At 51.8% G+C, this 25826-nt stretch carries 27 protein-coding genes; 15 read left to right on the forward strand and 12 right to left on the reverse strand.

Annotation, left to right across the window (positions count from 1 at the left end):
- Window position 1: 1 nt before the first annotated feature.
- The 3 genes from OCV69_RS08535 to rpmF are packed head-to-tail and all read left to right on the forward strand — an operon-like array spanning window position 2 to window position 2308.
- Window positions 2–1543: an amino acid adenylation domain-containing protein gene (locus tag OCV69_RS08535; RefSeq protein ID WP_158358681.1), complete on the forward strand. Its 1542-nt coding sequence runs from the start codon at window positions 2–4 to the stop codon at window positions 1541–1543.
- A 52-nt stretch (window positions 1544–1595) separates the two neighbouring features.
- On the forward strand, window positions 1596–2123 hold the full coding sequence (locus tag OCV69_RS08540) for a YceD family protein (RefSeq protein WP_022272898.1): 528 nt from the start codon (window positions 1596–1598) through the stop codon (window positions 2121–2123).
- A gap of 2 nt (window positions 2124–2125) precedes the next feature.
- Window positions 2126–2308, forward strand: coding sequence for a 50S ribosomal protein L32 (rpmF, locus tag OCV69_RS08545; protein ID WP_022272899.1), 183 nt, complete (start codon window positions 2126–2128; stop codon window positions 2306–2308).
- A 49-nt stretch (window positions 2309–2357) separates the two neighbouring features.
- On the opposite strand, the gene ilvN is transcribed toward rpmF, so the two are convergent.
- The gene (gene ilvN, locus OCV69_RS08550; RefSeq protein ID WP_022272900.1) at window positions 2358–2837 is read right to left on the reverse strand and encodes an acetolactate synthase small subunit; all 480 of its coding nucleotides are present in this window, start codon (window positions 2835–2837) and stop codon (window positions 2358–2360) included.
- 13 nt (window positions 2838–2850) lie between these two features.
- The gene (gene ilvB / locus OCV69_RS08555) at window positions 2851–4473 is read right to left on the reverse strand and encodes a biosynthetic-type acetolactate synthase large subunit (protein WP_158358680.1); all 1623 of its coding nucleotides are present in this window, start codon (window positions 4471–4473) and stop codon (window positions 2851–2853) included.
- Between the two features lie 209 nt (window positions 4474–4682).
- On the opposite strand from ilvB, the gene plsX reads away from it, so the two are divergent.
- The 9 genes from plsX to OCV69_RS08600 all read left to right on the forward strand — a co-directional run bounded on the left by plsX (window position 4683) and on the right by OCV69_RS08600 (window position 16936).
- Window positions 4683–5702, forward strand: coding sequence for a phosphate acyltransferase PlsX (gene plsX / locus OCV69_RS08560; protein WP_022272902.1), 1020 nt, complete (start codon window positions 4683–4685; stop codon window positions 5700–5702).
- Between the two features lie 44 nt (window positions 5703–5746).
- Window positions 5747–5977, forward strand: coding sequence for an acyl carrier protein (acpP, locus tag OCV69_RS08565; protein WP_022272903.1), 231 nt, complete (start codon window positions 5747–5749; stop codon window positions 5975–5977).
- A 120-nt stretch (window positions 5978–6097) separates the two neighbouring features.
- Window positions 6098–6772 (forward strand): ribonuclease III, encoded by a 675-nt coding sequence (rnc, locus tag OCV69_RS08570; protein WP_416782516.1) that lies wholly within the window; start codon window positions 6098–6100, stop codon window positions 6770–6772.
- Window positions 6773–6784: 12 nt separating this feature from the next.
- Window positions 6785–10345: a chromosome segregation protein SMC gene (gene smc / locus OCV69_RS08575; RefSeq protein WP_158358679.1), complete on the forward strand. Its 3561-nt coding sequence runs from the start codon at window positions 6785–6787 to the stop codon at window positions 10343–10345.
- A 13-nt stretch (window positions 10346–10358) separates the two neighbouring features.
- Window positions 10359–11306 (forward strand): signal recognition particle-docking protein FtsY, encoded by a 948-nt coding sequence (ftsY, locus tag OCV69_RS08580; RefSeq protein WP_022272906.1) that lies wholly within the window; start codon window positions 10359–10361, stop codon window positions 11304–11306.
- An 11-nt stretch (window positions 11307–11317) separates the two neighbouring features.
- Window positions 11318–12544 (forward strand): threonine ammonia-lyase, encoded by a 1227-nt coding sequence (gene ilvA, locus OCV69_RS08585; RefSeq protein ID WP_158358706.1) that lies wholly within the window; start codon window positions 11318–11320, stop codon window positions 12542–12544.
- A gap of 72 nt (window positions 12545–12616) precedes the next feature.
- Entirely contained in the window at window positions 12617–13867 is a 1251-nt protein-coding gene (locus OCV69_RS08590) for a chloride channel protein (RefSeq protein ID WP_158358678.1), read from the forward strand.
- A gap of 140 nt (window positions 13868–14007) precedes the next feature.
- Window positions 14008–14646, forward strand: a complete 639-nt coding sequence (locus OCV69_RS08595; RefSeq protein ID WP_158358677.1) for a cytidylate kinase-like family protein — start codon at window positions 14008–14010, stop codon at window positions 14644–14646.
- A gap of 190 nt (window positions 14647–14836) precedes the next feature.
- On the forward strand, window positions 14837–16936 hold the full coding sequence (locus OCV69_RS08600) for a C40 family peptidase (protein ID WP_158358676.1): 2100 nt from the start codon (window positions 14837–14839) through the stop codon (window positions 16934–16936).
- 150 nt (window positions 16937–17086) lie between these two features.
- On the opposite strand, the gene OCV69_RS08605 is transcribed toward OCV69_RS08600, so the two are convergent.
- On the reverse strand, window positions 17087–17635 hold the full coding sequence (locus OCV69_RS08605; protein ID WP_158358675.1) for a Uma2 family endonuclease: 549 nt from the start codon (window positions 17633–17635) through the stop codon (window positions 17087–17089).
- A gap of 577 nt (window positions 17636–18212) precedes the next feature.
- Here OCV69_RS08605 and OCV69_RS08610 point away from each other — a divergent pair.
- On the forward strand, window positions 18213–19004 hold the full coding sequence (locus OCV69_RS08610) for a tRNA lysidine(34) synthetase (RefSeq protein ID WP_158358674.1): 792 nt from the start codon (window positions 18213–18215) through the stop codon (window positions 19002–19004).
- The gene (locus OCV69_RS08615; protein ID WP_022272924.1) at window positions 18982–20049 is read left to right on the forward strand and encodes a tyrosine-type recombinase/integrase; all 1068 of its coding nucleotides are present in this window, start codon (window positions 18982–18984) and stop codon (window positions 20047–20049) included. The genes OCV69_RS08610 and OCV69_RS08615 overlap by 23 nt, the downstream gene beginning before the upstream one ends.
- 97 nt (window positions 20050–20146) lie before the next feature.
- Here the strand turns inward: OCV69_RS08615 and OCV69_RS08620 are convergent, their stop codons facing one another.
- Entirely contained in the window at window positions 20147–20464 is a 318-nt protein-coding gene (locus OCV69_RS08620; RefSeq protein ID WP_158358673.1) for a LysM peptidoglycan-binding domain-containing protein, read from the reverse strand.
- 233 nt (window positions 20465–20697) lie between these two features.
- On the opposite strand from OCV69_RS08620, the gene lexA reads away from it, so the two are divergent.
- Window positions 20698–21315, forward strand: a complete 618-nt coding sequence (lexA, locus tag OCV69_RS08625) for a transcriptional repressor LexA (RefSeq protein WP_022272926.1) — start codon at window positions 20698–20700, stop codon at window positions 21313–21315.
- 185 nt (window positions 21316–21500) lie between these two features.
- On the opposite strand, the gene rsfS is transcribed toward lexA, so the two are convergent.
- The 8 genes from rsfS to rplU all read right to left on the reverse strand — a co-directional run bounded on the left by rsfS (window position 21501) and on the right by rplU (window position 25773).
- A complete protein-coding gene (gene rsfS, locus OCV69_RS08630) occupies window positions 21501–21839 on the reverse strand; it encodes a ribosome silencing factor (RefSeq protein ID WP_022272927.1) in 339 nt (112 codons plus the stop codon).
- Window positions 21778–22500 carry a bis(5'-nucleosyl)-tetraphosphatase (symmetrical) YqeK gene (gene yqeK / locus OCV69_RS08635; RefSeq protein WP_158358671.1) on the reverse strand — a complete coding sequence of 241 codons (723 nt, stop codon included), beginning with the start codon at window positions 22498–22500 and terminating at the stop codon, window positions 21778–21780. Before yqeK ends, rsfS begins: the two co-directional genes overlap by 62 nt.
- 27 nt (window positions 22501–22527) lie before the next feature.
- On the reverse strand, window positions 22528–23142 hold the full coding sequence (gene nadD, locus OCV69_RS08640; RefSeq protein WP_158358670.1) for a nicotinate-nucleotide adenylyltransferase: 615 nt from the start codon (window positions 23140–23142) through the stop codon (window positions 22528–22530).
- A gap of 19 nt (window positions 23143–23161) precedes the next feature.
- Window positions 23162–23455, reverse strand: a complete 294-nt coding sequence (gene yhbY, locus OCV69_RS08645) for a ribosome assembly RNA-binding protein YhbY (RefSeq protein WP_022272930.1) — start codon at window positions 23453–23455, stop codon at window positions 23162–23164.
- Window positions 23456–23467: 12 nt separating this feature from the next.
- Window positions 23468–24751 (reverse strand): GTPase ObgE, encoded by a 1284-nt coding sequence (obgE, locus tag OCV69_RS08650; RefSeq protein WP_158358669.1) that lies wholly within the window; start codon window positions 24749–24751, stop codon window positions 23468–23470.
- An 81-nt stretch (window positions 24752–24832) separates the two neighbouring features.
- Window positions 24833–25123: a 50S ribosomal protein L27 gene (gene rpmA, locus OCV69_RS08655; RefSeq protein WP_022272932.1), complete on the reverse strand. Its 291-nt coding sequence runs from the start codon at window positions 25121–25123 to the stop codon at window positions 24833–24835.
- Window positions 25124–25128: 5 nt separating this feature from the next.
- Window positions 25129–25458 carry a ribosomal-processing cysteine protease Prp gene (locus OCV69_RS17000; protein WP_022272933.1) on the reverse strand — a complete coding sequence of 110 codons (330 nt, stop codon included), beginning with the start codon at window positions 25456–25458 and terminating at the stop codon, window positions 25129–25131.
- 6 nt (window positions 25459–25464) lie between these two features.
- Window positions 25465–25773, reverse strand: coding sequence for a 50S ribosomal protein L21 (rplU, locus tag OCV69_RS08665; protein ID WP_022272934.1), 309 nt, complete (start codon window positions 25771–25773; stop codon window positions 25465–25467).
- Between the last annotated feature and the right edge of the window lie 53 nt (window positions 25774–25826).

A 25826-nucleotide genomic window follows, 5' to 3' on the forward strand; every position in this document is an offset into this window, starting at 1 on the left:
CGTGGAAGGAAGAGCACAAAGGAATATACCGGCGCTGTTGGAGGAAGCCGCTGCCCGCTTTCCCCAGCGGAAGGCCTATGAGGATGAAACGTGTTCCATGACGTTTTCAGAGGTCCGCCGCCTGGCTGCCTCCATCGGGACCGGGATCGCCGCTTTAGAGAATCCAGGCCGTCCTGTGGCCGTCTTTATGGAAAAAAGTGTCTGGATGGCTGTTTCACTCCTGGGCGTTTCCTGCGGCGGCTGCATCTACTGTCCTGTGGATGTGGCTATGCCAGAAGCGCGGATGGACCGGATCCTTTCGGTCTTGGAACCGGCGGCTGTCTTGACTTCCGGATCTATGGGGGCCAGAGCCCGGGAGGCCTGCGGGGACTGTCCGGTCCTTCTTGTGGAGGATCTGGCCGCCCGTCCGGCCGACGAGGCCCTTCTGGCCTCTCTGCGGGCCCGTATCAAGTCCTCAGATCCCCTTTACATCCTTTTTACCAGCGGCTCCACTGGTATGCCCAAAGGTGTTGTGGGCACCCACCAGACGGTGCTTAACAACCTGGAATGGCTGGCGTCCCGTTTCGATCTGGGACCGGACGACGTACTGGGAAACCAGGCTCCGCTCCATTTTGTGGTGGCGGATCATGACCTTTACTGCCCCTTGAAGTTCGGCTGCAGCTCCTTTTTCATCCCAGCCGGCTATTTTTCGTTCCCTGCAAAGCTGATCCCGCTTTTAAACCAGCACCGCGTGACAACGGTATTCTGGGTCCCGTTTGCCCTGGGAACCATCGCCAGTCTCCGGGCCCTGGATGAGATCCTGCCGGAATTTCTCCGGTATGTGTTCTTTGTGGGGGAGGTGATGCCGGTGCGCCAGCTGAATTACTGGAGGGCGCATGTGCCGTCGGCCCATTATATCAATCTCTATGGCTCCACAGAAATGTACATGTGCTGCTATTATGAGGTGGACCGGGAATATGCAGAGACCGATACCCTTCCGATCGGAGGCCCCTGCGGAGGGACCGGGATCCTGGTCCTGGATGAAATGGACCGGGAGATCCTTCCGGGCATGGAAGAGACGGGAGAGCTCTGTATCCGGGGCTTTGCGGTGGGGCCGGGCTATTACCGGGATCCGGAACAGACGGCCAGGAAGTTCATACAAAATCCCCTGGAACCGGCGGCCCGCGAGATGATCTACCGGACCGGGGATCTGGTCCGGTATGGAAACGACGGCCTGCTGGAATTCTGCGGGCGGGCGGACCACCAGATCAAGCATCTGGGTTACCGGATCGAGCTGGGAGAGATCGAAGCCGCAGCCGGGAAGGTCCCTGGGATCTCCAGCTGTGCCTGTGTCTATGACCAGAAAAAGCAGAGGATCCTGTTTTTTTACGACGGCACGGAAACGGACAGGAAGACCATTTCCTCCAGCCTGTCGCAGCAGCTTCCCAGGTATATGCTCCCCAGCCGGTATGTGTATCTGGATCCCCTTCCCAGGAATGCCAGCGGGAAAATTGACCGAAAATTTCTTCAGGAACAATATGAAAAAAACATAAAATCTTGTTGACAAATTGTGCCTGTATGGGTATAATAACTTAGTGCGTATTAGGAGAGACAATATGCTGATTAATTTATCTGAAGTTTTTACTCTGGAAGGTAAGGAGAGGACCTGGACAGTCCCTCTGGAAATGAGATCCTATGAGGGAGCCGACGGAAAATATCCGGTGGCATCGTCTGAGCCTGTGACCGTTACAGTAAAGAATCTTGGAAACAGGAAGCTGGCTTTAACGGGCGGGACGAAGGTCACGCTGACGATTCCATGTGCCAGATGTCTGGAGCCGGTGGAATACACCTGCGAAATAGACTTTGACCAGGAACTGGATATGAGTTCTTCCGATGACGACCGGGTAAAGGATTTGGATGAACAATCGTACCTGACTGGTTATAATCTGGATGCAGACCGGCTGGTATGTAATGAACTCTCACTGAACCTGCCTATGAAGGTCCTGTGCAAAGAAGATTGCAAAGGGATTTGTAATAGATGTGGAGCAAATCTCAATTATGGGACTTGCGGCTGCGATACCAGGTCACTTGATCCACGGATGGCAGTTATCCAGGATATTTTTAAACAGTTTAAGGAGGTGTAACCATGTCTATCTGTCCAAAGAACAAATCTTCTAAAGCAAGAAGAGACAGCCGTAGAGCAAACTGGAAGATGAGTGCTCCGAACCTTGTTAAGTGCAGCAAATGCGGCGCATTAATGATGCCTCACAGAGTCTGCAAAGCATGCGGTTCTTACAACAAGCGCGAAATCGTTAAAGTTGAAGATTAATTTTATGATATAGAAAAACCGTCGGAAGGATCCGGCGGTTTTTCTTTTATTATCTTTGGTCCCTGGACATGCAGATGGCCCCTGTCCTCTGTAATTCCAGGATCCCGAAGCTCCTGGCCAGCTCGATGAAGTTTTCCACCTCGTCGGGAGCGGCATGAAATTCGATGACCATATTTTTAGCGGATACATGGACGATCTTTGCACCCATGACGCTGCAGAGCTCGATCAGGGAGGCCCGGTTGGTCTGGGAGTAGGAGACCTTCATGAGCATCATTTCCAGAAGAACACATTTTGTCTCCTCCAGCCTGCGGACCTTGATCACATCCAGCTTTTTATTCAGATGCTTTTCGATCTGGTCGATGGTCCTCTGGTCCCCTGTGGAAACGATGGTCATACTGGAAATATCCTTTCGTTCCGTCACACCCACGGCCAGACTGTCGATGTTAAAAGCCCTTCTGGCGAAAAGTCCCGAGATCTGGGACAGAACGCCGTCTTTATTTTCTACCAGTACGGAAAAAATCCCTTTCATGCTGTGTTCCTCCCTATTTGGTGTTATTGGCGCTGTCGACCCGGCAGACCATGATGCAGGCGCGGTCACAGGCTAAAAACCCGTCCAGGACCTGGTCCAGATCTTCGTTGCTGTTACAGGAAAAGTATTCCATATCATATGCCTCTGCGATCTTATCATAACGAGGATAATCGTACAGCTGCACACCGAAATAATGGCCGTCATAGGTCTTTTCCTGATGCTCCCGCACCAGCCCCAGAAATTCATTCTGGACCACCAGGATCTTCAAGGGAAGCCGGTTGACGGCAATGGTGCCCAGCTCGTACATGGACATCTGGAAGGAGCCGTCGCCGCAGACCGCCACCACCTGGGCCTCTGGCCGGCACATTTTGGCTCCAATGGCCGCCGGGATGGAGTAGCCCATGGTACCCATGCCGCCTGTGGTAAGGAACCGTCCGTTTTTCATCACATAGTTGTCCGCAGACCAGAGCTGGTTCTGGCCCACATCTGCCACATAGACGGCGTCTGCTTCCATTTTTTCCGATAAACGCTGCACCAGGAGATTGGGATTCACCAGACGGCTGCTGAAGGTCCGGTGGTCCACGGTGCTTTTCTTGATCTCTGTAAGCTCCCGGATCCAGGGATCCATGTCCAGGGAAAAATCCTCTTCCAGAAGACGCTCGAAGATCTCCCCTGCATCCCCCACCAGAGGGATCGTGGGACCGAGGTTTTTCCCGATCTCAGCCGTATCGATGTCAATGTGGATGATGTTTACCTGTTTTTCCAGGTGCTGGGGCCTGGGAACGGCCCGGTCCGCGATCCTGGCTCCCACGATGATCAGAAGATCGCTGGCGGATACGGCCCGGTTGGCATAGGGCTTTCCGTTGTTCCCCAGCATTCCAAAGTACAGGGGATGGGCCTTGGGAAGGACGCCGATGCCCATCATCGTGGTCACCAGCGGGATCTGGTTTTTTTCGCAGAACTGCCGGAGACACGCCTCCGCATTGCCCAGGATCACTCCTCCTCCGGCACACACCAGAGGCCGCTCAGCCTTCCGGATGGCTGCGATCACCTTATTCATCTGCTGGTCATTGCCGCGGGTACTGGGCTTATAGCCCCGGATCTTCACCTCCTGTGGATAGGAGAAGGGCTTTTTTAATGACGCCATCTGTACGTCGCAGGGAATGTCGATGAGGACCGGGCCCTTTCGGCCTGTGGACGCGATATAAAAGGCCTCCTTCATGATCCTGGGGATCTCGTCCGGGTTCTTAACCAGATAACTGTATTTAACAAAGGATTCTGTGGCACCTCTCATATCAGCCTCCTGGAACACGTCCCGTCCCAGGAGACTGCTGTTTACCTGCCCCGTGATAGCCACCATGGGGATGCTGTCGGCATAGGCCGTGGCCAGGGCCGTGATCAGATTGGCGGCGCCTGGACCGGACGAGGTGACACAGACCGCCGGTTTCCTGGCGATCCTTGCATAACCGCTGGCTGCGTGGCCGGCAGCCTGTTCCTGGCGGACCAGAACGTGTTCGATGGAGCCGGAGGCAAAGACCTCCTCATAGAACGGGGCGATGGCCACCCCCGGATAACCGAAGATCCTGGTGATTCCCTCTGCTTCAAGGCACCGGACCATTGCTGCTGCACCATTCATGCTTTTTCCTCCTAAACGTGCGATTCGATTTTTTTTCGATTATAAGGAGTCTTGCGGGAAGTGTCAAGAATATTGTGGGATCCTGGGCCTGTGCAGGCCGGAAAGATGTTCACAAATATAGACCGCGGAGCTATTGTACAAAAAAACCTATTGATTTTATACAAGCTATCTAGTATATTATTGGTAGATTTATACAGGGAGCCAATACTATGATAAAGATTGCAGTAGACGCCATGGGCGGCGACAATGCGCCTTCTGAGATTGTAAAGGGCGCTGTGGAGGCCGTCTCTGAACGGCCGGATATCACAGTCTGTCTCACCGGACAGGAAGATATCATTAAAAAAGAGCTAGAAAAATATACTTATAAAAAAGAACAGATCGAGATCGTCCCGGCCTCCGAGGTCATTGAGACCGGAGAACCCCCGGTCAACGCCATCCGGAAGAAAAAGGATTCTTCCATTGTGGTGGGAATGAACCTGGTAAAGCGCGGAGAGGCCGACGGCTTTGTTTCCGCCGGAAGCTCCGGAGCCATTTTAGTTGGCGGCCAGGTGATCGTGGGAAGGATCAAAGGCGTAGAGCGGCCTCCGCTGGCTCCTCTGATCCCCACGGAAAAGGGATTTTCCCTTCTCATTGACTGCGGCGCCAATGTGGACGCCAGACCGTCCCACCTGGTACAGTTTGCCCAGATGGGCTCCATTTATATGGAACATGTCATGGGCGTAAAACGGCCCCGGGTGGCCATCGTCAACATCGGAGCAGAGGAGGAAAAGGGAAATGCCCTGGTAAAGGAGACCTTCCCGCTCCTTAAGGAATGTCCGGGGATCAACTTCATCGGAAGCATTGAAGCCCGGGAGATCCCCCACGGAGGAGCCGATGTGATCGTCTGCGAGGCCTTTGTGGGCAATGTGATCTTAAAGCTTTATGAAGGCGTGGGAGCCACCATGATCTCCATGATCAAAAAAGGAATGATGTCCTCCCTCCGGTCAAAGATCGGCGCCCTTCTCATCAAGCCAGCTTTAAAATCCACCTTAAAGAGCTTCGACGCCTCCCAGTATGGCGGAGCGCCCCTTCTGGGGCTTAAGGGCCTGGTTGTGAAGACCCATGGAAGCTCCAAAGCCAATGAGGTGAAGAACTCCATTATCCAATGTATTGCCTTTAAAGAGCAGGCCATCAGCGAAAAGATCGGCCAGTGCCTGTCCCCGAGGGAAGAGGATATAAAAGAGCCATAAAATTAAAATTAATATATAATAGAACAGAGAGGATGGAAATTTTTATGGAATTTGAAAAATTACAGCAGATCATTGCAGAGGTGTTAAATATTGATGCCGACGAGATCACAATGAACACCACCTTCGTGGACGACCTGGGAGCCGACTCCCTGGATGTATTCCAGATCATCATGGGCATTGAGGAGGAGTTCGATATCGAGATCCCCACAGAGGCTGCTGAAAAGATCGTCAGCGTAGGCGACGCCGTAGAGCAGATCAAAAACGCATTAAATTAAACCTTTCCGGAAATCCCGGAAATCAGGGGCTGCTGCAAAAGGGACACTCAGATACGACTCTTTTGCTCCAGCTCCATTTTCCATTATAAGGAGGAAACATTCTTGGATAAAAAATTGAAAATGCTGGAGGAGATCATCGGATATACCTTTAAAAACGAGCACCTTCTTCCCCATGCCCTGACCCACAGCTCCTATGCCAATGAGCGCCACTGGGATAAAAAAAGGTGCAACGAACGCCTGGAATTTCTGGGAGACGCGGTCCTTGAGGTGGTCAGCAGCGAATTCCTGTTTTTGAACCACCCGGACATGCCGGAGGGCGAGATGACGAAACTCCGGGCCAGCCTGGTATGCGAACCGGCTCTGGCTTACTGCGCCGAAGCCATTTCCCTGGGCGACTATCTGATCCTTGGAAAGGGCGAGGACATGACCGGCGGAAGAAAGCGGCCTTCGGTGGTTTCCGACGCCATGGAGGCGGTGATCGGAGCCATTTACCTGGACGGTGGTCTTGCTAACGCAAAAGAGTTCATCCATCGTTTTATTTTAAACGATATTGAGCATAAACAGCTCTTTTACGATAGCAAAACTATTTTACAGGAGATCGTACAGGCGGATTTTAAGGATCCTCTGACCTATGAGCTTATAAGGGAAGAGGGACCGGACCACAATAAGACCTTTGAGGTCTGTGCAAAGATCGGTTCCCACGAGATAGGCCGCGGCGCCGGCCGCACGAAAAAGGCCGCAGAGCAGCTTGCCGCCTACCGGGGGATCTGCCAGCTGAAAAAAACAGACCAGTAGAAAAGGTGCAGTATGTATTTAAAAACCATAGAAGTACAAGGATTCAAATCCTTTGCCAATAAGATCGTATTTGAATTTCATAACGGCATCACAGGGATCGTGGGACCCAACGGCAGCGGAAAGAGCAATGTGGCCGATGCAGTCCGCTGGGTCCTGGGAGAGCAGAAGGTCAAGCAGTTAAGAAGCGCTTCCATGCAGGACGTGATCTTCTCCGGCACGGAGACCAGGAAGCCCCAAGGCTTTGCCTATGTGGCCATTACCCTGGATAACTCCGATCACAAACTGGCCATTGATTTTGACCAGGTCACTGTTTCCCGGCGGATCTACCGGTCTGGAGAGAGCGAGTACCTCCTCAATGGGAGCCCGTGCCGCTTAAAGGATATCAACGAGCTGTTTTATGACACGGGGATCGGAAAGGAAGGTTATTCCATCATCGGCCAGGGCCAGATCGATAAGATCTTAAGCGGCCGGCCGGAGGAACGGAGGGAGCTTTTTGATGAGGCTGCCGGGATCGTAAAGTTCAAGCGGAGAAAGGCCATTGCCCAGAAAAAATTAGAGGACGAAAAGCAGAACCTGGTCCGGGTCTCCGACATCCTGGGAGAACTGGAAAAGCAGGTGGGGCCTCTGGAAAAGCAGGCCGCATCAGCCAGGGAATACCTCCGGCTCAGGGAGGAGATGAAGCGGTTCGATGTGAACCTGTTCCTGACAGAAATGGAGGATACGGACCGGACCTTACGGGAGCTGGAGGAAAAGAGCCGGATCGTAAGCAGCCATATGGAGGAATCCAGGCAGGAATCAGAGCAGTTAAAGGAAGAGTATGACCGGATCGCTGAAAACATCGCGGCCCTGGACCAGACCATCACCGAAAAGCAGGCTCTGGGAAATGAGGCGCGGATGAACGCCAGGAACCTGGAGGGCCGGATCAGCGTGCTCAATGAACAGATCCGTGCCGAGGAAATGAACGCCGAGCATATCCGGAGCCGGATCGCTGCCATTGAATCAGAGCTTCAGGAAAAAGAAAGGGACAGAAGCCGCCATCAGGAAGAAAAGCAGCAGCTTAAGATCCAGGTGGAGGTCATGGAGAAGCGGCTCCGTGAGGGAGAAGACCAGCTGGAGCAGGCTTCTTCCCATGTATCCGGCCTTGAAAGATCCATTGAGGACGGAAAAGCGGCGTTGATCGGAGCGCTCAATGAACGCTCCGGTCTTTCTGTAAAGAAGCAGCGGTACGATACCCTTTTGGAGCAGGTCCAGGTGCGCCGTTCAGAGGTGGCCCAGAAGCTCTTAAAGGTAAAGACCGACGAGGAGGCCTGGGATGGTCAGATCCAGGAGCAGGAAAAGGCCTTAGCCTCTGTGAACCAGGCCATCGAGACCCTGGTCACAGAGGGCGAGATACTGGAAGGGGAGGCAAGAGAGGCGGCCGGACAGATTGCCCGTCTCAATAAAAATCTCAACAACGCCCAGCAGGAATACCACACCTCCTATACCCGCCTGGAATCCTTAAGGAACCTGGCGGAGCGGTACGACGGTTATGGAAACAGCATCCGGAGGGTCATGGAATGCCGCGACCGTGTCCGGGGGATCCACGGAGTCGTGGCAGACCTTCTGGACGTTCCGAAGGAATACGAGACGGCCATTGAAACGGCCCTGGGAGGAAGCATCCAGAATGTGGTCACTGACTCCGAGGAGACAGCCAAGATCCTGATCGGTCATCTGAAAAAGAACCGGTACGGACGGGCCACCTTCCTTCCCCTGACCGCCGTTTCCAGCCGCGGAGGATTTCCGGAGCCACAGGCCCTTAAGGAGCCTGGAGCCATCGGCGTAGCTGCCGATCTGGTGAAAACAAGGGATGAATATAAGGGACTGGTCCAGTATCTCCTGGGGCGGGTCCTGGTGGTGGACCATATGGACCATGCCATTGCCATTGCCCGGAAATACCGTCACTCCATCCGCATGGTAACGCCCGAGGGCGATCTTTTAAGTCCCGGCGGCTCCATGAGCGGCGGCGCCTTTAAAAATTCCAGCAATCTTCTGGGACGGAGAAGAGAGATGGAGGAAATGGAGGAGGCCTGTAAAAAGGCTCTCCTGGCCGTGGACCGGATCCAGAAGGAGCTGGTCTTCCAGGAAGCCCTTCTGGAGGAAAAGAACAGCAGCCTTTCCAGTGTCCGGACCTCTCTCCAGGCCCGGTATCTGGAGCAGAATACGGCAAAGCTGTCCCTGCGGCAGCTGAACCAGAAGAAGGAGGAGCTGACAGAATCCTCCGCAGACATGAACCTGGAAAACCGCCAGCTGGAGGAGCAGATGCGTGAGATTCGAAGGAATATCGCCGGACTCCTGGCATCCATGGAGGAGCTGGAGGCAGAAAATACCGCCAGGAACGAGGCGATCACATCCGATGGAATGCTTCTTGAGGCGGCGAGAAACCAGCGGGAAAAGGCCTCCAGGGCCCTTTCCCAGATCCAGCTGGAGGCCGCTGGTCTGAAGCAGCAGGATTCGTTCCTGGACCAGAACCTCAGCCGTCTTGAGGAGGAGACCGGAAGGCTCCTGGCTGAACAAAAGGCCCTGGGCTCCGGCTCCGGAGACAGCGAACAGGCCGTAAAGGAGCGGCTCCTGGAGATCGAAGCCATAAAGCAACAGATCTGTGCGGTCCAGGAGGAGGCCGGAACGTTCATGAAGGAAGCCGAAGGGGCCAGACAGGAAAAGGAAGCCCTGGGCGTTGGACAAAAGGATTTCTTTGCCCGGAGGGAAGCCCTTTCTGACCGGCTTTCCAGGCTGGACAAGGAGCTGTTCCGCCTGCAGGGACAGAAAGAAAAGCAGGAAGAAAAACGGGACTCCTCCGTGGAATATATGTGGAGCGAGTATGAGCTGACGCGGACCGCTGCCCAGGAGCTGAGGGACGACAGCCTGGTTTCCGTACCAGAGATGAAACAGCAAATCACTGAGAGGAAAAACAGGATCCGTGCCCTGGGAAATGTCAACGTCAACGCCATTGAGGATTACCGGGAGCTTTCTGAACGGTATGAATTTATGAATACCCAGCACCAGGACCTGGTCACTGCCCAGGAGGCCCTTTACCAGATCATCGAGGAGCTGGACACTGGCATGCGGCGCCAGTTCACAGAACGGTTTGCCCTGATCCGTGCGGAGTTTGACCGGGTATTTAAGGAGCTGTTCGGCGGCGGCCACGGCTCCCTGGAGCTGATGGAGGACGAGGACATCCTGGAGGCCGGGATCCAGATCATCTCACAGCCCCCTGGAAAGAAACTGCAGAATATGATGCAGATGTCCGGAGGAGAAAAGGCTCTGACAGCCATTGCGCTCTTATTTGCGATCCAGAACCTGAAGCCTTCCCCGTTCTGTCTTCTGGACGAGATCGAGGCGGCCCTGGATGACTCCAACGTGGACCGGTACGCAAAATATCTGCACAAACTGACAAAGCACACCCAGTTCATCGTCATCACCCACCGGCGTGGCACCATGGTGGCCGCAGACCGGCTTTATGGGATCACCATGCAGGAAAAAGGCGTTTCCACGCTGGTATCTGTAAGCCTGATCGAAAACGATTTAGATAAATAGTAGGAGGATATCCATGGAAGAGAAGAAAAAGGGATTTTTTTCCCGTCTGGTAGCCGGACTTACAAAAACAAGGGAAAACATCGTTTCCGGTATGGATTCGATCTTTTCCGGCTTTTCAGCCATAGACGAGGACTTTTATGAGGAGCTGGAGGAGACTCTCATTATGGGAGATATGGGGATCCAGACCACCATGTCTGTGCTGGAGGAATTAAAAAAGGCCGTGAAGGAGCAGCACATCAAGGATCCGTCCCAATGCCGCCAGGTGCTCATCGACAGCATCCGGAAAAAAATGGACCTGGGCGAAAACGCGTATGAATTTGAACACAGGAAATCCGTGGTCCTGGTGATCGGCGTCAATGGTGTAGGAAAGACCACCTCCATCGGAAAACTGGCCGACCAGCTGAAGTCCGACGGAAAGCGGGTGATCCTGGCGGCTGCCGATACCTTCCGGGCCGCTGCCATCGAACAGCTCTCCGAGTGGGCTGACCGGGCCGGCGTGGATCTGATCGCCCAGAAGGAGGGATCGGACCCGGCAGCCGTGATCTATGATGCCATTGCCGCCGCAAAATCCAGGAATGCCGATGTTCTGATCTGCGATACCGCCGGCCGTCTCCACAATAAAAAAAATCTGATGGAAGAGCTGAAAAAGATCAACCGGATCATTGATAAGGAGTATCCGGAGGCATACCGTGAGACCCTGGTGGTCCTTGACGGCACCACCGGACAGAATGCCCTGGTACAGGCGCGTCAGTTCATGGAGGCCGCCCCCATCACGGGCATCATCCTGACCAAGCTGGACGGAACTGCCAAGGGCGGCATCGCCGTTGCCATCCAGTCGGAGCTGGGCATTCCGGTGAAATACGTGGGAGTCGGAGAGAAGATCGACGATCTGCAGAAGTTCAGCTCGGGGGATTTTGTAAACGCGCTGTTTCAGTCTGATACCAGAAATAAAGGAGAATAAAGCCAATGGAAATGAAGGAGCTCACACTGGAAAAATTTGAGGAAGCGTCGGAGATCGTTGAAAAAGTGACCCAGGAAACGAAGCTGATCTTCAGCGAATACTTCTCAAGCCTGTCTGGAAACAAGGTATATTTTAAGCCGGAAAACATGCAGCGGACCGGCGCTTATAAGGTCCGGGGCGCTTACTATAAGATCAGCCAGCTTTCAGACCAGGAAAAGGAGAAGGGGCTGATCACTGCCTCTGCGGGAAACCATGCCCAGGGCGTGGCTTATGCGGCCAGGCTGGCAGGTGTAAAGGCCACAGTGGTGATGCCGGTGACGACCCCTCTGATCAAGGTGAACCGGACAAAAAGCCTGGGAGCCGATGTGGTGCTGTCCGGGAATGTATTTGACGAGGCCTGTGCCCATGCATATGAGCTGGCCGAGGAGCACGGCTATACCTTCGTTCATCCTTTCAATGACCTTCAGATCGCCACAGGCCAGGGAAGCATCGCCATGGAGATCATAAAGGAGCTTCCCACCGTGGACTATATCCTGGTTCCTGTGGGCGGCGGAGGGCTCTGCACAGGAGTTTCCACCCTGGCAAAGCTTCTGAACCCTAAGGTAAAGGTCATTGCTGTGGAACCGGCAGGAGCCGCTTGCTTAAAGGCCTCCCTGGAAGCCGGGAAGGTGGTATCTGTTCCGGCCATCAACACCATTGCCGACGGTACGGCAGTACAAACGCCCGGCGATAAGCTTTTTCCCTATCTCCAGGCCAATGTGGATGAGGTGATCACCATTGAGGACTCTGAGCTGACCCTGTCCTTCCTGGACATGGCGGAAAACCACAAGATGATCGTGGAAAATTCCGGACTTTTAACGGTGGCTGCCTTAAAGCATCTGGATTTCAAGGGAAAGAAGGTAGTCTCTGTTTTAAGCGGCGGCAATATGGATGTGCTGACCATGGCCACTGTGGTCCAGAATGGCTTGATCCTGCGGGACCGTATTTTTACAGTTTCTGTGATGCTGCCCGATAAGCCGGGCCAGCTGGCCGACGTATCTGCCCTGATCGCAAAGCTCCAGGGAAATGTGATCAAGCTGGATCATAACGTATTTGCCAATGTAAACCGTTCTGCCGGGGTCCTTCTCACCATCACCATGGAAACCTTTGGAACGGAGCATAAAAAACAGATCCTCCAGGCCCTGGAGGACGCTGGATATGCTCCGTCTGCGGAGCGGACCTCCAGGATCTATATGTAGGCCGGAGAAGATCTGGTATGAAATTCCGGCCTGTTCCAGATACCGCAGGCCGGAGCAAAAGGGGATATGATTATGAATACAAGAGAAGATCTGCCAGGGATCGTAGGGAACGGCGTTTACTTTGTACGCTGGACGCTTATTTCCCTCCTGATGGGAACGGTCTGCGGCCTGGTGGGAACAGCCTTCGGGTTTGGTGTTGCTTATTCCCAGCAGTTTTTCCGCGAGAATCCATTTATGCTCTTTCTGATGCCTGTATCCGGCATCCTCATCGTACTGGTGCATAAGGCCCTGGACCAGGTGGGAAATAAGGGGACCAATCTGATCCTGGAATCTATTTCCTCCACGGAGCAGATCCGTTTTTCCACGCTGCCCTGTATTTTTATTTCCACCATCCTGAGCCATCTGACAGGCGCTTCCGCAGGCAAAGAGGGGGCGGCGCTGCAGATCGGGGGATGCATTGGAAATACCCTGGGCGGTCTTTTTCATATGGATGAGCGGGATAAAAAGGTTGCCATCATGAGCGGCATGAGCGGCTGCTTCGGAGCTATTTTCGGGACTCCCCTGGCCGCCTCCATGTTTGGGATGGAAGTGATCAGCGTCGGTGTTGCGTATTACGCGGCTCTTGTTCCCTGTGTGTTTTCCGCCTTTATCGGCTCCTTCATCTCCTCCAGGCTGGGGCTCCATGGAGAAGCCTTTACCATCCTTCATGTACCGGAATTTTCCCTTAAGCCGGCGGCTCTCATTGTGCTCCTGGCTCTTTTGGGCGCCTTTGTCAGCGTATGCTTCTGCATCCTGCTTCATGAGGTCCAGAAGCTTTATAAGGCAAAGCTGCAGAATGTCTATGCCCGGATCCTCACGGCATCCGCCCTGTTCATCGGCCTTTCTCTGGTATTCGGGCGGGAATACTGCGGAGCTGGCTTTAACCTGGTGGAGGCCGCCATGGAGGGAAATGTTCCCTATGAGGCCTTTCTGTTAAAAATGCTTTTTACTGCAGTCGCCCTGGGCGGTGGCTTTAAGGGCGGAGAGATCGTCCCGACCCTGGCAGTGGGAGCGTCCATGGGCGCAGCCTTCGGAAATCTCCTGGGCTTTGAGCCGTCCCTGTGCGCGGCCTGCGGTATGCTGGCCCTGTTCGCCGGTGTGACCAACTGTCCGGTGGCCACCATATTTATGGGCTTTGAGCTGTTTGGGTTTGAGGGGATGAAATATTTTGCCCTGGCCGTATCTGTAAGCTTTGCTCTTTCCGGTTATTATGGTCTGTACAGCAGCCAGAAATTTACCTATTCCAAGACGAGGACTGAATTTATCAATCGAAAGGCCCATTAGTCTTTCGCAGCAGAGGGCTTCAGGGAGGCAGATATTACCCTGGAAAGCCCTCTATTTTTTTAGAAAATATCTTGCAATATTCCGAAAACACTGTATAATATATGTTATAGACTTGCAATTGCAGAGAGGAGCTGTGGGATATGAGTGATAAATTAATTATTACCATTGGCAGAGAATGCGGAAGCGGAGGCAGACATATCGGACAGAAGCTGGCAGAAGAGATGGGTGTTAAATGCTACGACAAGGAGCTTCTTACCCTGGCGGCGAAAAAGAGCGGACTCTGCAGAGAACTGTTTGAGACACATGATGAAAAACCCACCAGCAGCTTTTTATATTCCCTTGTGATGGATACATACTCCATGGGATATACAAATTCCGCTTATATGGATATGCCCATCAACCATAAGATCTTTCTGGCCCAGTTCGATACGATCAAGCAGCTGGCCTCGGAGGAATCCTGCGTGATCATCGGCCGCTGCGCCGATTATGCCCTGGCAGAATTCCCCAATGTGGTCTCTGTATTTATTACCGCGGATGAGGATGTAAAGATCCGGACTCTGATGGAACGCCATCAGATCTCTGAAGCCCAGGCCAGGGATGTTATGATCAAGACCGATAAGAAGAGGGCCAGCTATTATAATTATTACTCCAGCAAGCGCTGGGGAGATTCAAAAAGCTATGACCTTTGCATCAACAGCAGCAAAACCGGAGCAGACGGAGCCATAAAGGTCATCCGGGAATTTGCCAGGATCAAGCAGGAATATGCAAAAATAAAGTAAAAGGACAGATAAAAAAGCCTACCCAGTCCCGGCAGAAGCCGGATGGCTGCGGAGGCTTTTTTTGCGGACAGGCAAAAAAATTAAGAAAGAATTTAAGAAATCCAGACGGGTTGTATGATATACTTATCGTGCTGTCTTTAGCCCGTCCGGCAGCGCCTATCTACGAGAATTTTACAGCAGGTATTACGATATGAAAAAAAATCTGAATCTATATAAGGGGATGCGTCCTGCGGCCGTGATGCTCCTTTGTACATGCATTGCATTTTCGGCCGTCATGCCCTACGTCCCGCCGGCATTACCGGCAGCAGCGGAGAAGTCTTCCTCGGAAGCAGAGCGTCCTTCGGAAACGGCTTCCACGGCCAGGGAAGAAACGGAGACAGAAGAGAGCAGAGAAACGGCTGCCGCCATGGATGAGACGGCTCCAGCCCCGTACAGGCTCAATTTTGCCCATATGTATGAGGAAGGGGCAGAAGAAAGCTATGCGGAAATCCTTATGAAGGAGCTGATCCGGAAGGATTCCCAGTGGTACGCGGGTATCTATGATATGGCTAATATGGCTCCCTCCAGACTGGCTTCACGTCTGGGACGTTCCCAGGCCAAGGTACTGGGAAAACACAATCCTGCCTCCTTATCACAGGATCCGGAGGATCCTTCGACCTGGGCGGTGGAGCATTTTAAAAATGTCCGTGTATCCTTTTATGACGGAGATGGAAATATCACGTCTGCTGTATCCAATGCCCAGCAGATCCTTTCCATGGCAAGCGTATACTGTTATTACAATGAGATCCACGACCTGGACCAGATCCGGCAATACACAGACCAGCTTTGGAGTGCTTCCCATTCTTACAGCGCGTCCATGGGAGATGTATATTTCTGCGGCGGCTGTGTGGATCCATCCCAGATCCCTTCCGGAGAGGAGACAGATTCCGAGCTGGAGGGAGAGGATCATTTTAATGGAGAAAGCAGTATCAATACGGAAATTTCCGTTGCTGAATCCAGCCAGGCCGCAGAAGGGACCGGTGAAGATGGAGAGAGCATATCCGGTGCCTCCGGTGATTCCTTCAGTTCGGGCCTCGTATCGGACCCTTTTTCAGGAGGAAATTCCGGAAGCCTTGCAGCTTCTTCTACAGAAAAAACAACACCAGCCTTTGCCGGAACCACAGTCCAGGTGGAGACCACCACCAGTCCCCTGGATTCTCTAGCCGAAACTGCTGAAAGCGTATACATGGAAGAGACAAAGCCAAAGGTTACCATTGTAAGGCCCGGAGAGTCTAAGGAAAGCCAGGAAATGTCCAGCGCTGCTTCGTCTGCGCCCCAGACGTCCGGATCTGCTGGTCCGACGGCTGCCTCTTCACAGGCCCCATCCCCGGTCTCCTCAGAAGCACCAACCCCCGAGCCCCAGCCAACAGAGCCAACAGAAAGCCGGAATGCTGTGATCATCCGGCCAGAGGAGCCGGATCAGGCTGCTCTGGTCTTTGATCCGGAAGCAGCAGATATGCTTAAGGGGGATCACCGTATATATACAGCCGCAGTTTCGTCAGAAAGCTCCAGGAGCGCATCCTCCCAGACATCCCTCATCTGCCCCGGACACATCGATCTGAGGATCACTGCCAAAGTCCAGAGCCTGGAGGAGGCTGAAAGCCTGTTTTCCATAGATCCTGCTGGAAACACAGTGGAAGAGGGAAGCGCCTGGGCTGGCTGGAATGACCGTGCACGGGCCTTTGTAAACCACATCAGCCGTCAAGACTGGACGGAGCTTTATGACATCAGTGTTACGGTGGAAGGCACCAAAGCCCCGCTTTCCAGTACAGAGATCGAATCCTATATGAAAAAAATTCCGTCTGACACATCAGAGGAACGGAAGGAGATCATCCGTTTTGCACTGCAGTCTGTGGGAAAGGTTCCCTATTACTGGGGCGGCAAGGCCAGCGCCAGAAATTACAGCGGCAACAGCTTTGGTTCCATTACGATCCCCGACCACAGGGGCCGTATCCTGAAGGGGCTCGACTGCTCCGGCTGGATCAACTGGGTATACTGGTCTGTGACAGGCGAACGCCTTCCTTATGAGGGGACCGAGGGGCTTAAGTCCACGGGACGGCCGGTGAACCGAGCAGACCTAAAGCCCGGGGATATTATCGTCATCACCGGAAAAACTCCCCATGTGATCATGTTTTTAAACTGGGCGCCCAATGGGCAGATCCAGTGTATCCATGAGACTGGCTCCGCAGATAACGTGACCGTAGGCGTCATGACAGCCAACTGGCCGTATTACAGGAATCTGCTGGATTAAACAAACTTAAATGTTTAAGTGAACAGACCTCCAGGTTATCCTGGAGGTCTGTGACTGATATAGGGCAGAAATTATTTCTTCCAGCATTGGACAGCGATAACCGGTCTGTGGGTCTTCTCCAGCGCGACTGCAGACGGCTTTTTTATGCAGCTACATGTCTTTCAGAAGGCTGCTGATAAGGATCTCCAAATCCGGATACAATCCGGCGCTGACCGGGCTGTGGAACGGGAAGATGATCGGAGCGGCGTCTTCGGCGTAACGGTATACGGTAGTACGTTCCTTCTCTGGATCCACGATCCAGTATTCCTGGACCCCAGCCTCAGAATACAGAGTGTTCTTTGTGGAATAATCCATCCGACGACTGGAAGGAGAGACAATTTCAATGATCCAGTCAGGAGCACCGAAACAGCCATGGTCATGGAGCTTGTTCCGGTCGCAGATTACGGAGATATCCGGTTCCACCCAATTTTTATCATCGGCATCCAGGTTCACGGCGAAAGGGGCCATAAGCAGCTGGCAGTTTCCAGCATGAGAGAAGATATATTCCTGGATCACGAAAGACAGCTTAGCGATCAGAAATTGATGCCGATAGCTGGGCGGGGCCATATCATACAGGGTCCCGTCTATCAGCTCGGCGCGCTGACCCTCTGGAAGGTTCCAGTAGTCTTTTGATGTATGGTACTGTTTTGGTAATGGCATATTGCACCTCCTGGGAATCTATTATATATTTATGATTCATTTCTTTTTCTAAAATCCAGTACAAGAAAAAATGAGGTCACATAAAACCAAGTAAAGGCGGAAAGTCTATAAACTATTCGTTAAAGAAGGCTTTCACGCATAGTTATAGATCGCTCTGCAATCAGCATTCCCCCGCCTTTTTCTGCCCTCAGCCGTCTCTCTCCATACTCCTGCCTTCCATATCTATTTGACAAGCAAAGGCAGATAATATTCCACAAACAGATAAACGACTGTGAGCACGATCCCGACAACCAGCACCCGGTTCATTACTTTTCTCATAACAATTTTCCTTTCTTTTTCATTATGTATAGACAGCGCCAGAACCATTAAAGGTACGGCATAATACGCCCATTCTGTATCATGAACGTTCATGTTTTTGATTATAGCACATTCATGATCCATGCTACAAGGAGTTCTTGCATTATCCCTTTGGTTCTGGTATGATGGTCCATGGGCACAACTATTCGTGAAATACGTTTCCAATAGAACTTGCCCTTTTAATATAATTATTACAGATAATTGAGAGGATCAGCAATTTATGAAATTACAGCGACTTTTAAGCCTTGTACGAAAGGCAGTGGACGATTACCAGATGATCTCCGCTGGTGACCGCATCGCTATTGGGATCTCCGGAGGAAAGGACAGCCTGGCACTGCTCTTCGCTCTCCATGAGCTCCAGCGTTTTTACCCATTCCCATTCGAGCTTTGTGCATTTACTGTGGACCTTGGTTTTGGGATCCAGGATTTTAAAGCCATACAGGCCCTCTGCGACGATTTTTCCATCCCCTATACAGTTATTTCCACGGATATTGCAAAAATCGTTTTCGAGACCCGCAGAGAATCCAATCCATGCTCTCTCTGCGCAAAAATGCGGAAAGGTGCCTTAAACCAGCAGGCCAGATCCTGCGGCTGCAATAAAGTGGCATACGCCCATCACAGGGATGATATTATAGAAACCATGATGCTTTCATTGATCTATGAGGGACGCTTCTATACCTTCTCTCCCCGTACCTATCTGGACCGGATGGATCTGACTGTGATCCGCCCCATGATGTACGTCAGCGAAGCAGATATCATTGGATTTAAAAATAAATACCAGCTTCCAGTCTGCAAGAATCCATGTCCGGTGGATGGAAAAACCCGGCGGGAATACGTAAAAAATCTCATACGGGATCTGAATCTGGAAAATCCTGGAGTCAAGGATCGCTTTTTCCACGCGGTTCTCTCTGGCAACATTCCCGGCTGGCCATCTCCCTCCTCGGATTCCAGAGGCTCTGAAAAAAATAAAGAAGGAAAGGAAGATAATCATGGCATCTCTCACTTATCATGAGCAGAAGGATATTGAAAACATCAAAAAGCTGCGGGGACTGATAAAGGAACTTCCTCCCTTCTGTGCAGATTTCTTCCGGGGAATCGAACCTCTGACATCCACCAGGACAAGAATCGCCTATGCCTATGACCTGCGGATCTTTTTCGATTTTCTGAAAACTTCCAACAGCCAGGTAGCCCGAATGGGGGAAAATATCCCCCTCTCTGTTCTGGAACAGCTTACAGTTACCGATCTGGAAGAATATATGGAATATTTAAAATGTCATCCTTCTGTGAACAATGAAGATGTATATAATACGGAGCGTGGGATCATGCGGAAGGTTTCATCTTTAAAAAGCTTCTATAATTATTTTTACAGAAATGAACGGATTGAAAAAAATCCTGCCTCTCTCCTGCGTCTCCCCAAACTCCATGAAAAAGAGATCACACGGTTGGAAATTGATGAGGTGGCACGGCTTCTGGATGAGGTTGAGGAAGGTGAAAAGCTCACAGAAAGGCAGAAACTGTATCATGAACGGACAAAGGTCCGGGACCTGGCCATGCTGACACTTCTTTTGGGGACAGGACTCCGTGTATCGGAGTGTGTCGGATTAAATATAAACGATGTGGATCTGGACGCCTGTGGAGTCAGGATATTCCGGAAGGGCGGAAAGGAATCCATTGTCTATTTCAGCGATGAAGTCCGGGACGTTCTGGAAACGTACCTGGATGAACGCCAGGCCATTGACGCCCTTCCAGGTCATGAGGATGCTGTGTTCCTGTCCCTGCAGAAAAAAAGGATGAGCGTCAGAACGGTGGAAAATATGGTAAAAAAATATGCGGGTCTTGTTACTCCCCTAAAAAAGATCACCCCCCATAAGCTTCGGAGCACCTACGGCACCAGCCTTTACCGGGAAACCGGCGATATCTATCTGGTAGCATCGGTCCTTGGGCACAGCGATGTCAATACCACCAGGAAGCACTATGCGGCCCAGGAGGACCAGAGACGGAAAAGCGCCAGAAATATAGTCCAGCTAAGGGAAAAAAAGGAACAGGGGCCCCAGTAGCCTGGCTAGTCCGGATACAGACTGGCTGCGGCCTGGAGCCTGCCAGTTACAAACGGCATTCCTTAATAATTAGCTATCCTGCGGCAGATCCGGAGAACTACTGCTCCGACGGGATCATACCTGGTTGTCTGGCATAATATACAACAGTCAGGGAGTCCCCGGCCTCAATGGAATCCGAAACCAGGCCGTTGATCTCTTTCAGTTCTGATATATACTGGCGGACCTCCATTCCGGAGTTAGCCCTGTATCTTTCAGCAATGGACCACAGAGAGTCCCCCGGACGGATCTCAATGTTGGTATAATAACGGTCATAACCGCTCTCCCTCTCCTCTCCGCTGGCAGTTACCAGTGTCTTTCCCAGGAGACAGGATAAAATCATAATGGATGCGGCAAACAAAAACAAATACTTTTTCATATTCAGTCCCTCCTGCGTCAAAAGAATGTATGTTCGGGAACATTTGTTCTGGTCTCATGATAACACCAGAACAAATGTTTGTCAACAGATTTCCTGCTTTTTCTCGAACAAAAGTTTGCTTTTTTGCCGGACATATGATAGTATATAAAAAAGAAATCTATTCCCTTCCAGGGATTTTTATAAGATATGATATCATTTTTTCATAAAAATGATGCAAAGGAGGATCCACATATATGAGCCAGGGTAAAATAACTGAAAAACAGAAAGAAATTCTTGAATTTATAAAAGAAACAATTTTAAGCAAAGGATATCCGCCGGCTGTGCGCGAGATCTGCGAAGCCGTCCATCTGAAATCCACCTCTTCTGTCCACTCCCACCTGGAGACACTGGAGCGGAATGGATACATAAGACGGGATCCCACAAAACCCAGGACCATCGAGATCCTGGATGATGATTTTGCGCTGACCCGCCGGGAAGTGGTCAACGTACCGCTGATCGGGACCGTTGCCGCAGGAATGCCGATCCTGGCAGAGGAGAATATTGAGGATTATATCCCCATCCCTGCGGAGCTGCTTCCCAATAAAGAGGTATTTATGCTGAGGGTAAAAGGAAACAGTATGGTGGAGGCTGGAATCCTCAACGACGACAAGGTGATCGTCGCAAAGCAGCCTGTGGCTGAAAACGGGGATAAGGTGGTTGCCCTCCTGGGAGATTCTGCAACGGTAAAAACCTTCTATAAAGAATCCGGCCACGTCCGCCTGCAGCCGGAAAATTCTTCTATGGACCCGATCATCGTGGACGACGTCCAGATCCTTGGAAAGGTCATCGGCCTGTTCCGGTTTATGAATTAGCAGGAATGATGCCTGCCTGCGGCGGGCTGCTGCGGCCGCAGACGTTCCTTCCGCCGTATGGCGAACCCTGCAGAGCATTTTATATGCCACAGGACACGCATTTCAGTAACCAAAAAGCACCGGCATCCCCCTTAGAGAATAGCCGGTGCTTCAAGTATATGTTTTTTGTCAGACTGCGTTCCGGATCAGTCCAGTTCCTCTACGGATCCTACGACCTTTCCGTCTCTCCAGATGCGCTCCAGATCATAGAACAGCCGGTCTTCCTTGGAAAATACATGAACGATCACATCGCCGTAGTCCAAAAGGACCCATGTTGAGCTTAGATTTCCCTCTTTCTGGCGGCACTCAAAGCCAGCTTTAAAGAGCTTTTCCTCCACATTATCGATCAGAGCCTGGGTCTGGCTGCTGTTGGATGCGCTTGCCAGTACAAAATAATCTGCAATAACTGTTACACCCTGGATATCAATAATTTTTATATCTTCTCCCTTTTTCTCGTCCAGCGCTTCGACTGCGAGTCTTACCATTTCTTTTGACTGATTCAACTGTGTTTTCCTCCTTTATTTTCTCTGGCCCGATTTCTCCGTTCCCGGCTGCGGCCTGTTCCTGGCTTCTTGCTGCCACCGCACGCATATGATTACAGGCGGCAATGGTCAAAGGATCAATGGGGCAGTCCAGGGTACCCAGGTAACGGAGAATGCTCTCCATAATGGCCAGACAGGCCCGATCCAGATCCTCAAAGGCCAGCTTTCTCATCCTGGGCAGATCCGCAGCTTTATAACGCCGGGGCTCAATATAATCTGCCACATAAAGGATCTTATCCAGCATCCCCATGTCTGTTTTTCCTGTGGTATGACACGCAATGGCGCTTAAGATCTCTTCATCGTCCACTCCGTATTTTTCCCTGGCCATCCACGCTCCCAGTTTTGCATGAAGCAGGGATGGATCCCGTTCTTCGCTTTCAGAAACAGGGATCCCGCGGCTTATGCATTTTTCCAGCATGGTCGGACGGTCGTACCGCTTGGCGCAGTCATGAAGGAGTCCGGCCAGCTCTGCCTTATCCAGATCATATCCGTACCGCATGGCCAGGGCCTGGCAGGTGTAGGAGACTCCCAATGTATGCTCAAACCGCATGGGATCCAGTTTCTTTTTTAAATGCTTTCTTATTTCAATGACTCTGCTGTCCATATGAATATGCCCTTTACTGATTCCGTGTTATCTGCTCTCCTGGTACAGCCTGTGTTCTCTGATGTAAGCGGCCACGGCTCCGGGAACCAGCTCTCCTATATCTTCTCCCCTGGCCGCCATGTCCCGGATCCTGGCAGAAGCCACGTTCATTTCTGGATTGTGAAGCACCTGGATATGGGCTCCGTACACGGATTTTAAATAGCTGATCTGCTGATCCAGGGTCCGTCCGGCCCGGTCATATTCCCTGCCGGACACCAGAAGCGAGGTAAGCTCCATGACCTTTTCCGGGTGATACCAGGTTTCCAGCTGGAACAGGGAATCGGCTCCAATGATAAAATAAAATTTGTCCTCCGGGTATTCTTCCTTTAGAAGCTCCAGCGTCTGTGCAGTATACGTATTCCCCTCCCGCTTCATTTCAAAATCAGAGACTGAAAAAAACGGGATCCCCTCCAGCGCCAGCTCCAGCATAGCCAGGCGGTCCTTTACGTCCGTGATCCGGTGATCCTTTTTATGGGGAGGGATATGGGACGGCATATACCAGATCTCATCCAGCCCGTATTCGGAGCGGGCCTGTCTTCCCAGAAGAAGATGGCCGTTGTGGACCGGATCAAAGGTCCCGCCCATAATGCCGATACGTTTCATGGCAGCTCTCCTTTCCAGCTTACGGGAGAACGATCTTTCTGTCCTTCTCTTCCTTCGCCGGTTTATATAAAACGATCATTCTTCCGATCACCTGTACCACCTGCGAGCGGGTACGCTCTGCCAGGGTCTGGGCCAGGATCTTTCCATCATCCACACAGTTCTTTAAAACATGGATCTTGATCAGCTCACGGGCGTCCAGCGCCTCGTTTACAGACTGGGTAAGCTCCGGTGTAAGGCTGGATTTACCGATCTGCAGAATTGGATCCATGGTCATGGCAAGTCCCTTAAGATAGGCCCTCTGCTTGCTTGTCATATGCTCTTCTCCTTATTTATAATACTCAAAAGCCAGACCGTACATACGCACTGTATCGCCCTCGGAGATTCCGGCCTTTTCCAGCTCATCCAGGATCCCGTTCTGTTTCAGGAATTTCTGGAAGAAGTCGAAGCCCTTCTCTGAGTCCAGATTGGTGTAGCCCAGCATCTTCTCGATCCTGGGACCTTCCACAACGAACGCTCCATCGTCAGAACGCTCCACTGTGTAAGGCAGATTCCGGTCCGCCTGATATTCAACTTCAAACTCTTTTTCAAATACTCTGGGAGTCCGGTCCACAGTCCGGAGGACCTGGAACAGATGGCCCAGAAGTTCGTTGACGCCCTCTCCGCTGACAGCCGAAATACCGAATACGGGAATTCCCTTCGGTTCAAATTCATCCTTCAGCGCCTTTAAGGGATCATGCTCCTCATCATACAGGGCATCCAGCTTATTGGCCGCAATGACCTGCGGCAGCTTTAAAAGCTCCGGATTATAGGTAGAAAGCTCATTCATGATGGTATGGATATCCTCCACCGGGTCGCGTCCCTCCACAGAAGCCGCGTCTACCACATGAAGGAGCACCTTCGTCCGCTCGATGTGGCGCAGGAATTCGTGGCCAAGGCCGGCGCCATCCGAAGCGCCTTCGATCAGCCCGGGAATATCCGCCATCACAAAGCTGTTTCCGTCGCCCAGGTTCACAACGCCCAGGTGCGGGTTTAGGGTAGTAAAATGATAATTGGCGATCTTTGGTCTTGCGTTGGAAACGCGGGAAAGCAGCGTGGATTTTCCCACATTCGGGAAGCCCACCAGACCCACATCGGCGATCACCTTAAGCTCCAGCTGGATCCACAGCTCCTGCCCTGGCTGTCCTGGCTGGGCATATTTGGGAACCTGCATGGTGGAGGTGGCAAAATGCATATTTCCCAGCCCTCCCCGGCCGCCTTTCAGAATGATCTCCCGCCGGTTGTCTCCGGACATATCCGTGATGACCTTTCCCGATTCCAGATCCTTAACAACCGTGCCCTCGGGCACCTTAACGATCAGATCCTTTCCGTCGGCACCGTGGCAGCGGCGTTTTCCGCCTTCTTCCCCACTCTGCGCCACATATTTGCGGACGTGCCTGAAATCCACCAGTGTATTAAGGCCGTCGTCCACCTCAAAAATGATATCGCCGCCTTTTCCGCCGTCACCGCCGTCGGGGCCGCCGTTGGGAACATATAATTCTCTGCGGAAGCTCACATGGCCATTCCCGCCGTTTCCTGATCTGATAAAAACTTTTGCACTGTCTGTAAACATGATAAGCCCGGTCCTTTCCAAAAATGTCTGGTTTCCCAGTAGAGAAAAAAGCCCCATACCTTACGTATGGAGCTCTCTGCTTTATTCGTTGATCGCCTTCGGATATACAGAAACCTGCTTTTTGTCTCTGCCTTTTCTCTCAAATTTAACAACGCCGTCAACCATTGCGAATAATGTATCATCACCGCCGCGGCCAACATTAAGACCCGGATGGATCTTTGTTCCACGCTGTCTGTAAAGAATATTTCCGGCTAATACGAACTGGCCGTCTGCTCTCTTTGCGCCAAGGCGTTTGGACTCGGAATCTCTGCCGTTCTTTGTGGAACCAACACCTTTTTTATGGGCAAATAACTGAAGGTTCATCTTAAACATATCGGTTACACCTCCCTGAATCGAAAATTGATATATTCCGCTCCGTATTCATCCCGGATATTCGTCAGCCCGAGGATCAGGGACTTCATGAGGAGCTGCGATTCGGGACTCATGGAATCGGGGAAAAGGAAAGAGAACTGGCCTCCATCCTCTGAAACACTTCCCTCGAAATGATCGTCTGTAAACTGTTCGACGGAATTCGCCATGTTGAGAGCCAGTACAGAAACAGCAGAACATATGATATCCTGTCCGTATTCTGCATAGCCAGCATGACCGCTTATTTCGATCCCTTTTTCTTTCCTGTCCTTATCGCGCAGGATAATTACCTGAATCATACAAAATTAAGCGTTGATCTTGTCAATCTTAACCTGGGTATAAAGCTGTCTGTGGCCGTTTTTCTTATGATAGCCAGTTTTGCGCTTATACTTGTAAACGATAACTTTTTTGCCCTTGCCAACCTTCTCAACGGTTGCGGAAACAGTCGCGTTTTCCACTGTGGGGCATCCGATCGTAAGCTCGCCGTTGTTTACAGCCAGAACCTGATCAAAAGTAACAACAGAACCTACTTCTGCGTCCAGTCTCTCAATCTTGATGCTGTCGCCTTCGGCTACTTTATACTGCTTACCACCTGTTGCAATAATCGCGTACATATTGCACCTCCTATTATCATTACTCGCCAGTTACGGTGTGTTCCCGCAGGAAC

The sequence above is a fragment of the Alitiscatomonas aceti genome (assembly GCF_025567195.1).
Lineage (GTDB): Bacteria > Bacillota > Clostridia > Lachnospirales > Lachnospiraceae > Alitiscatomonas > Alitiscatomonas aceti.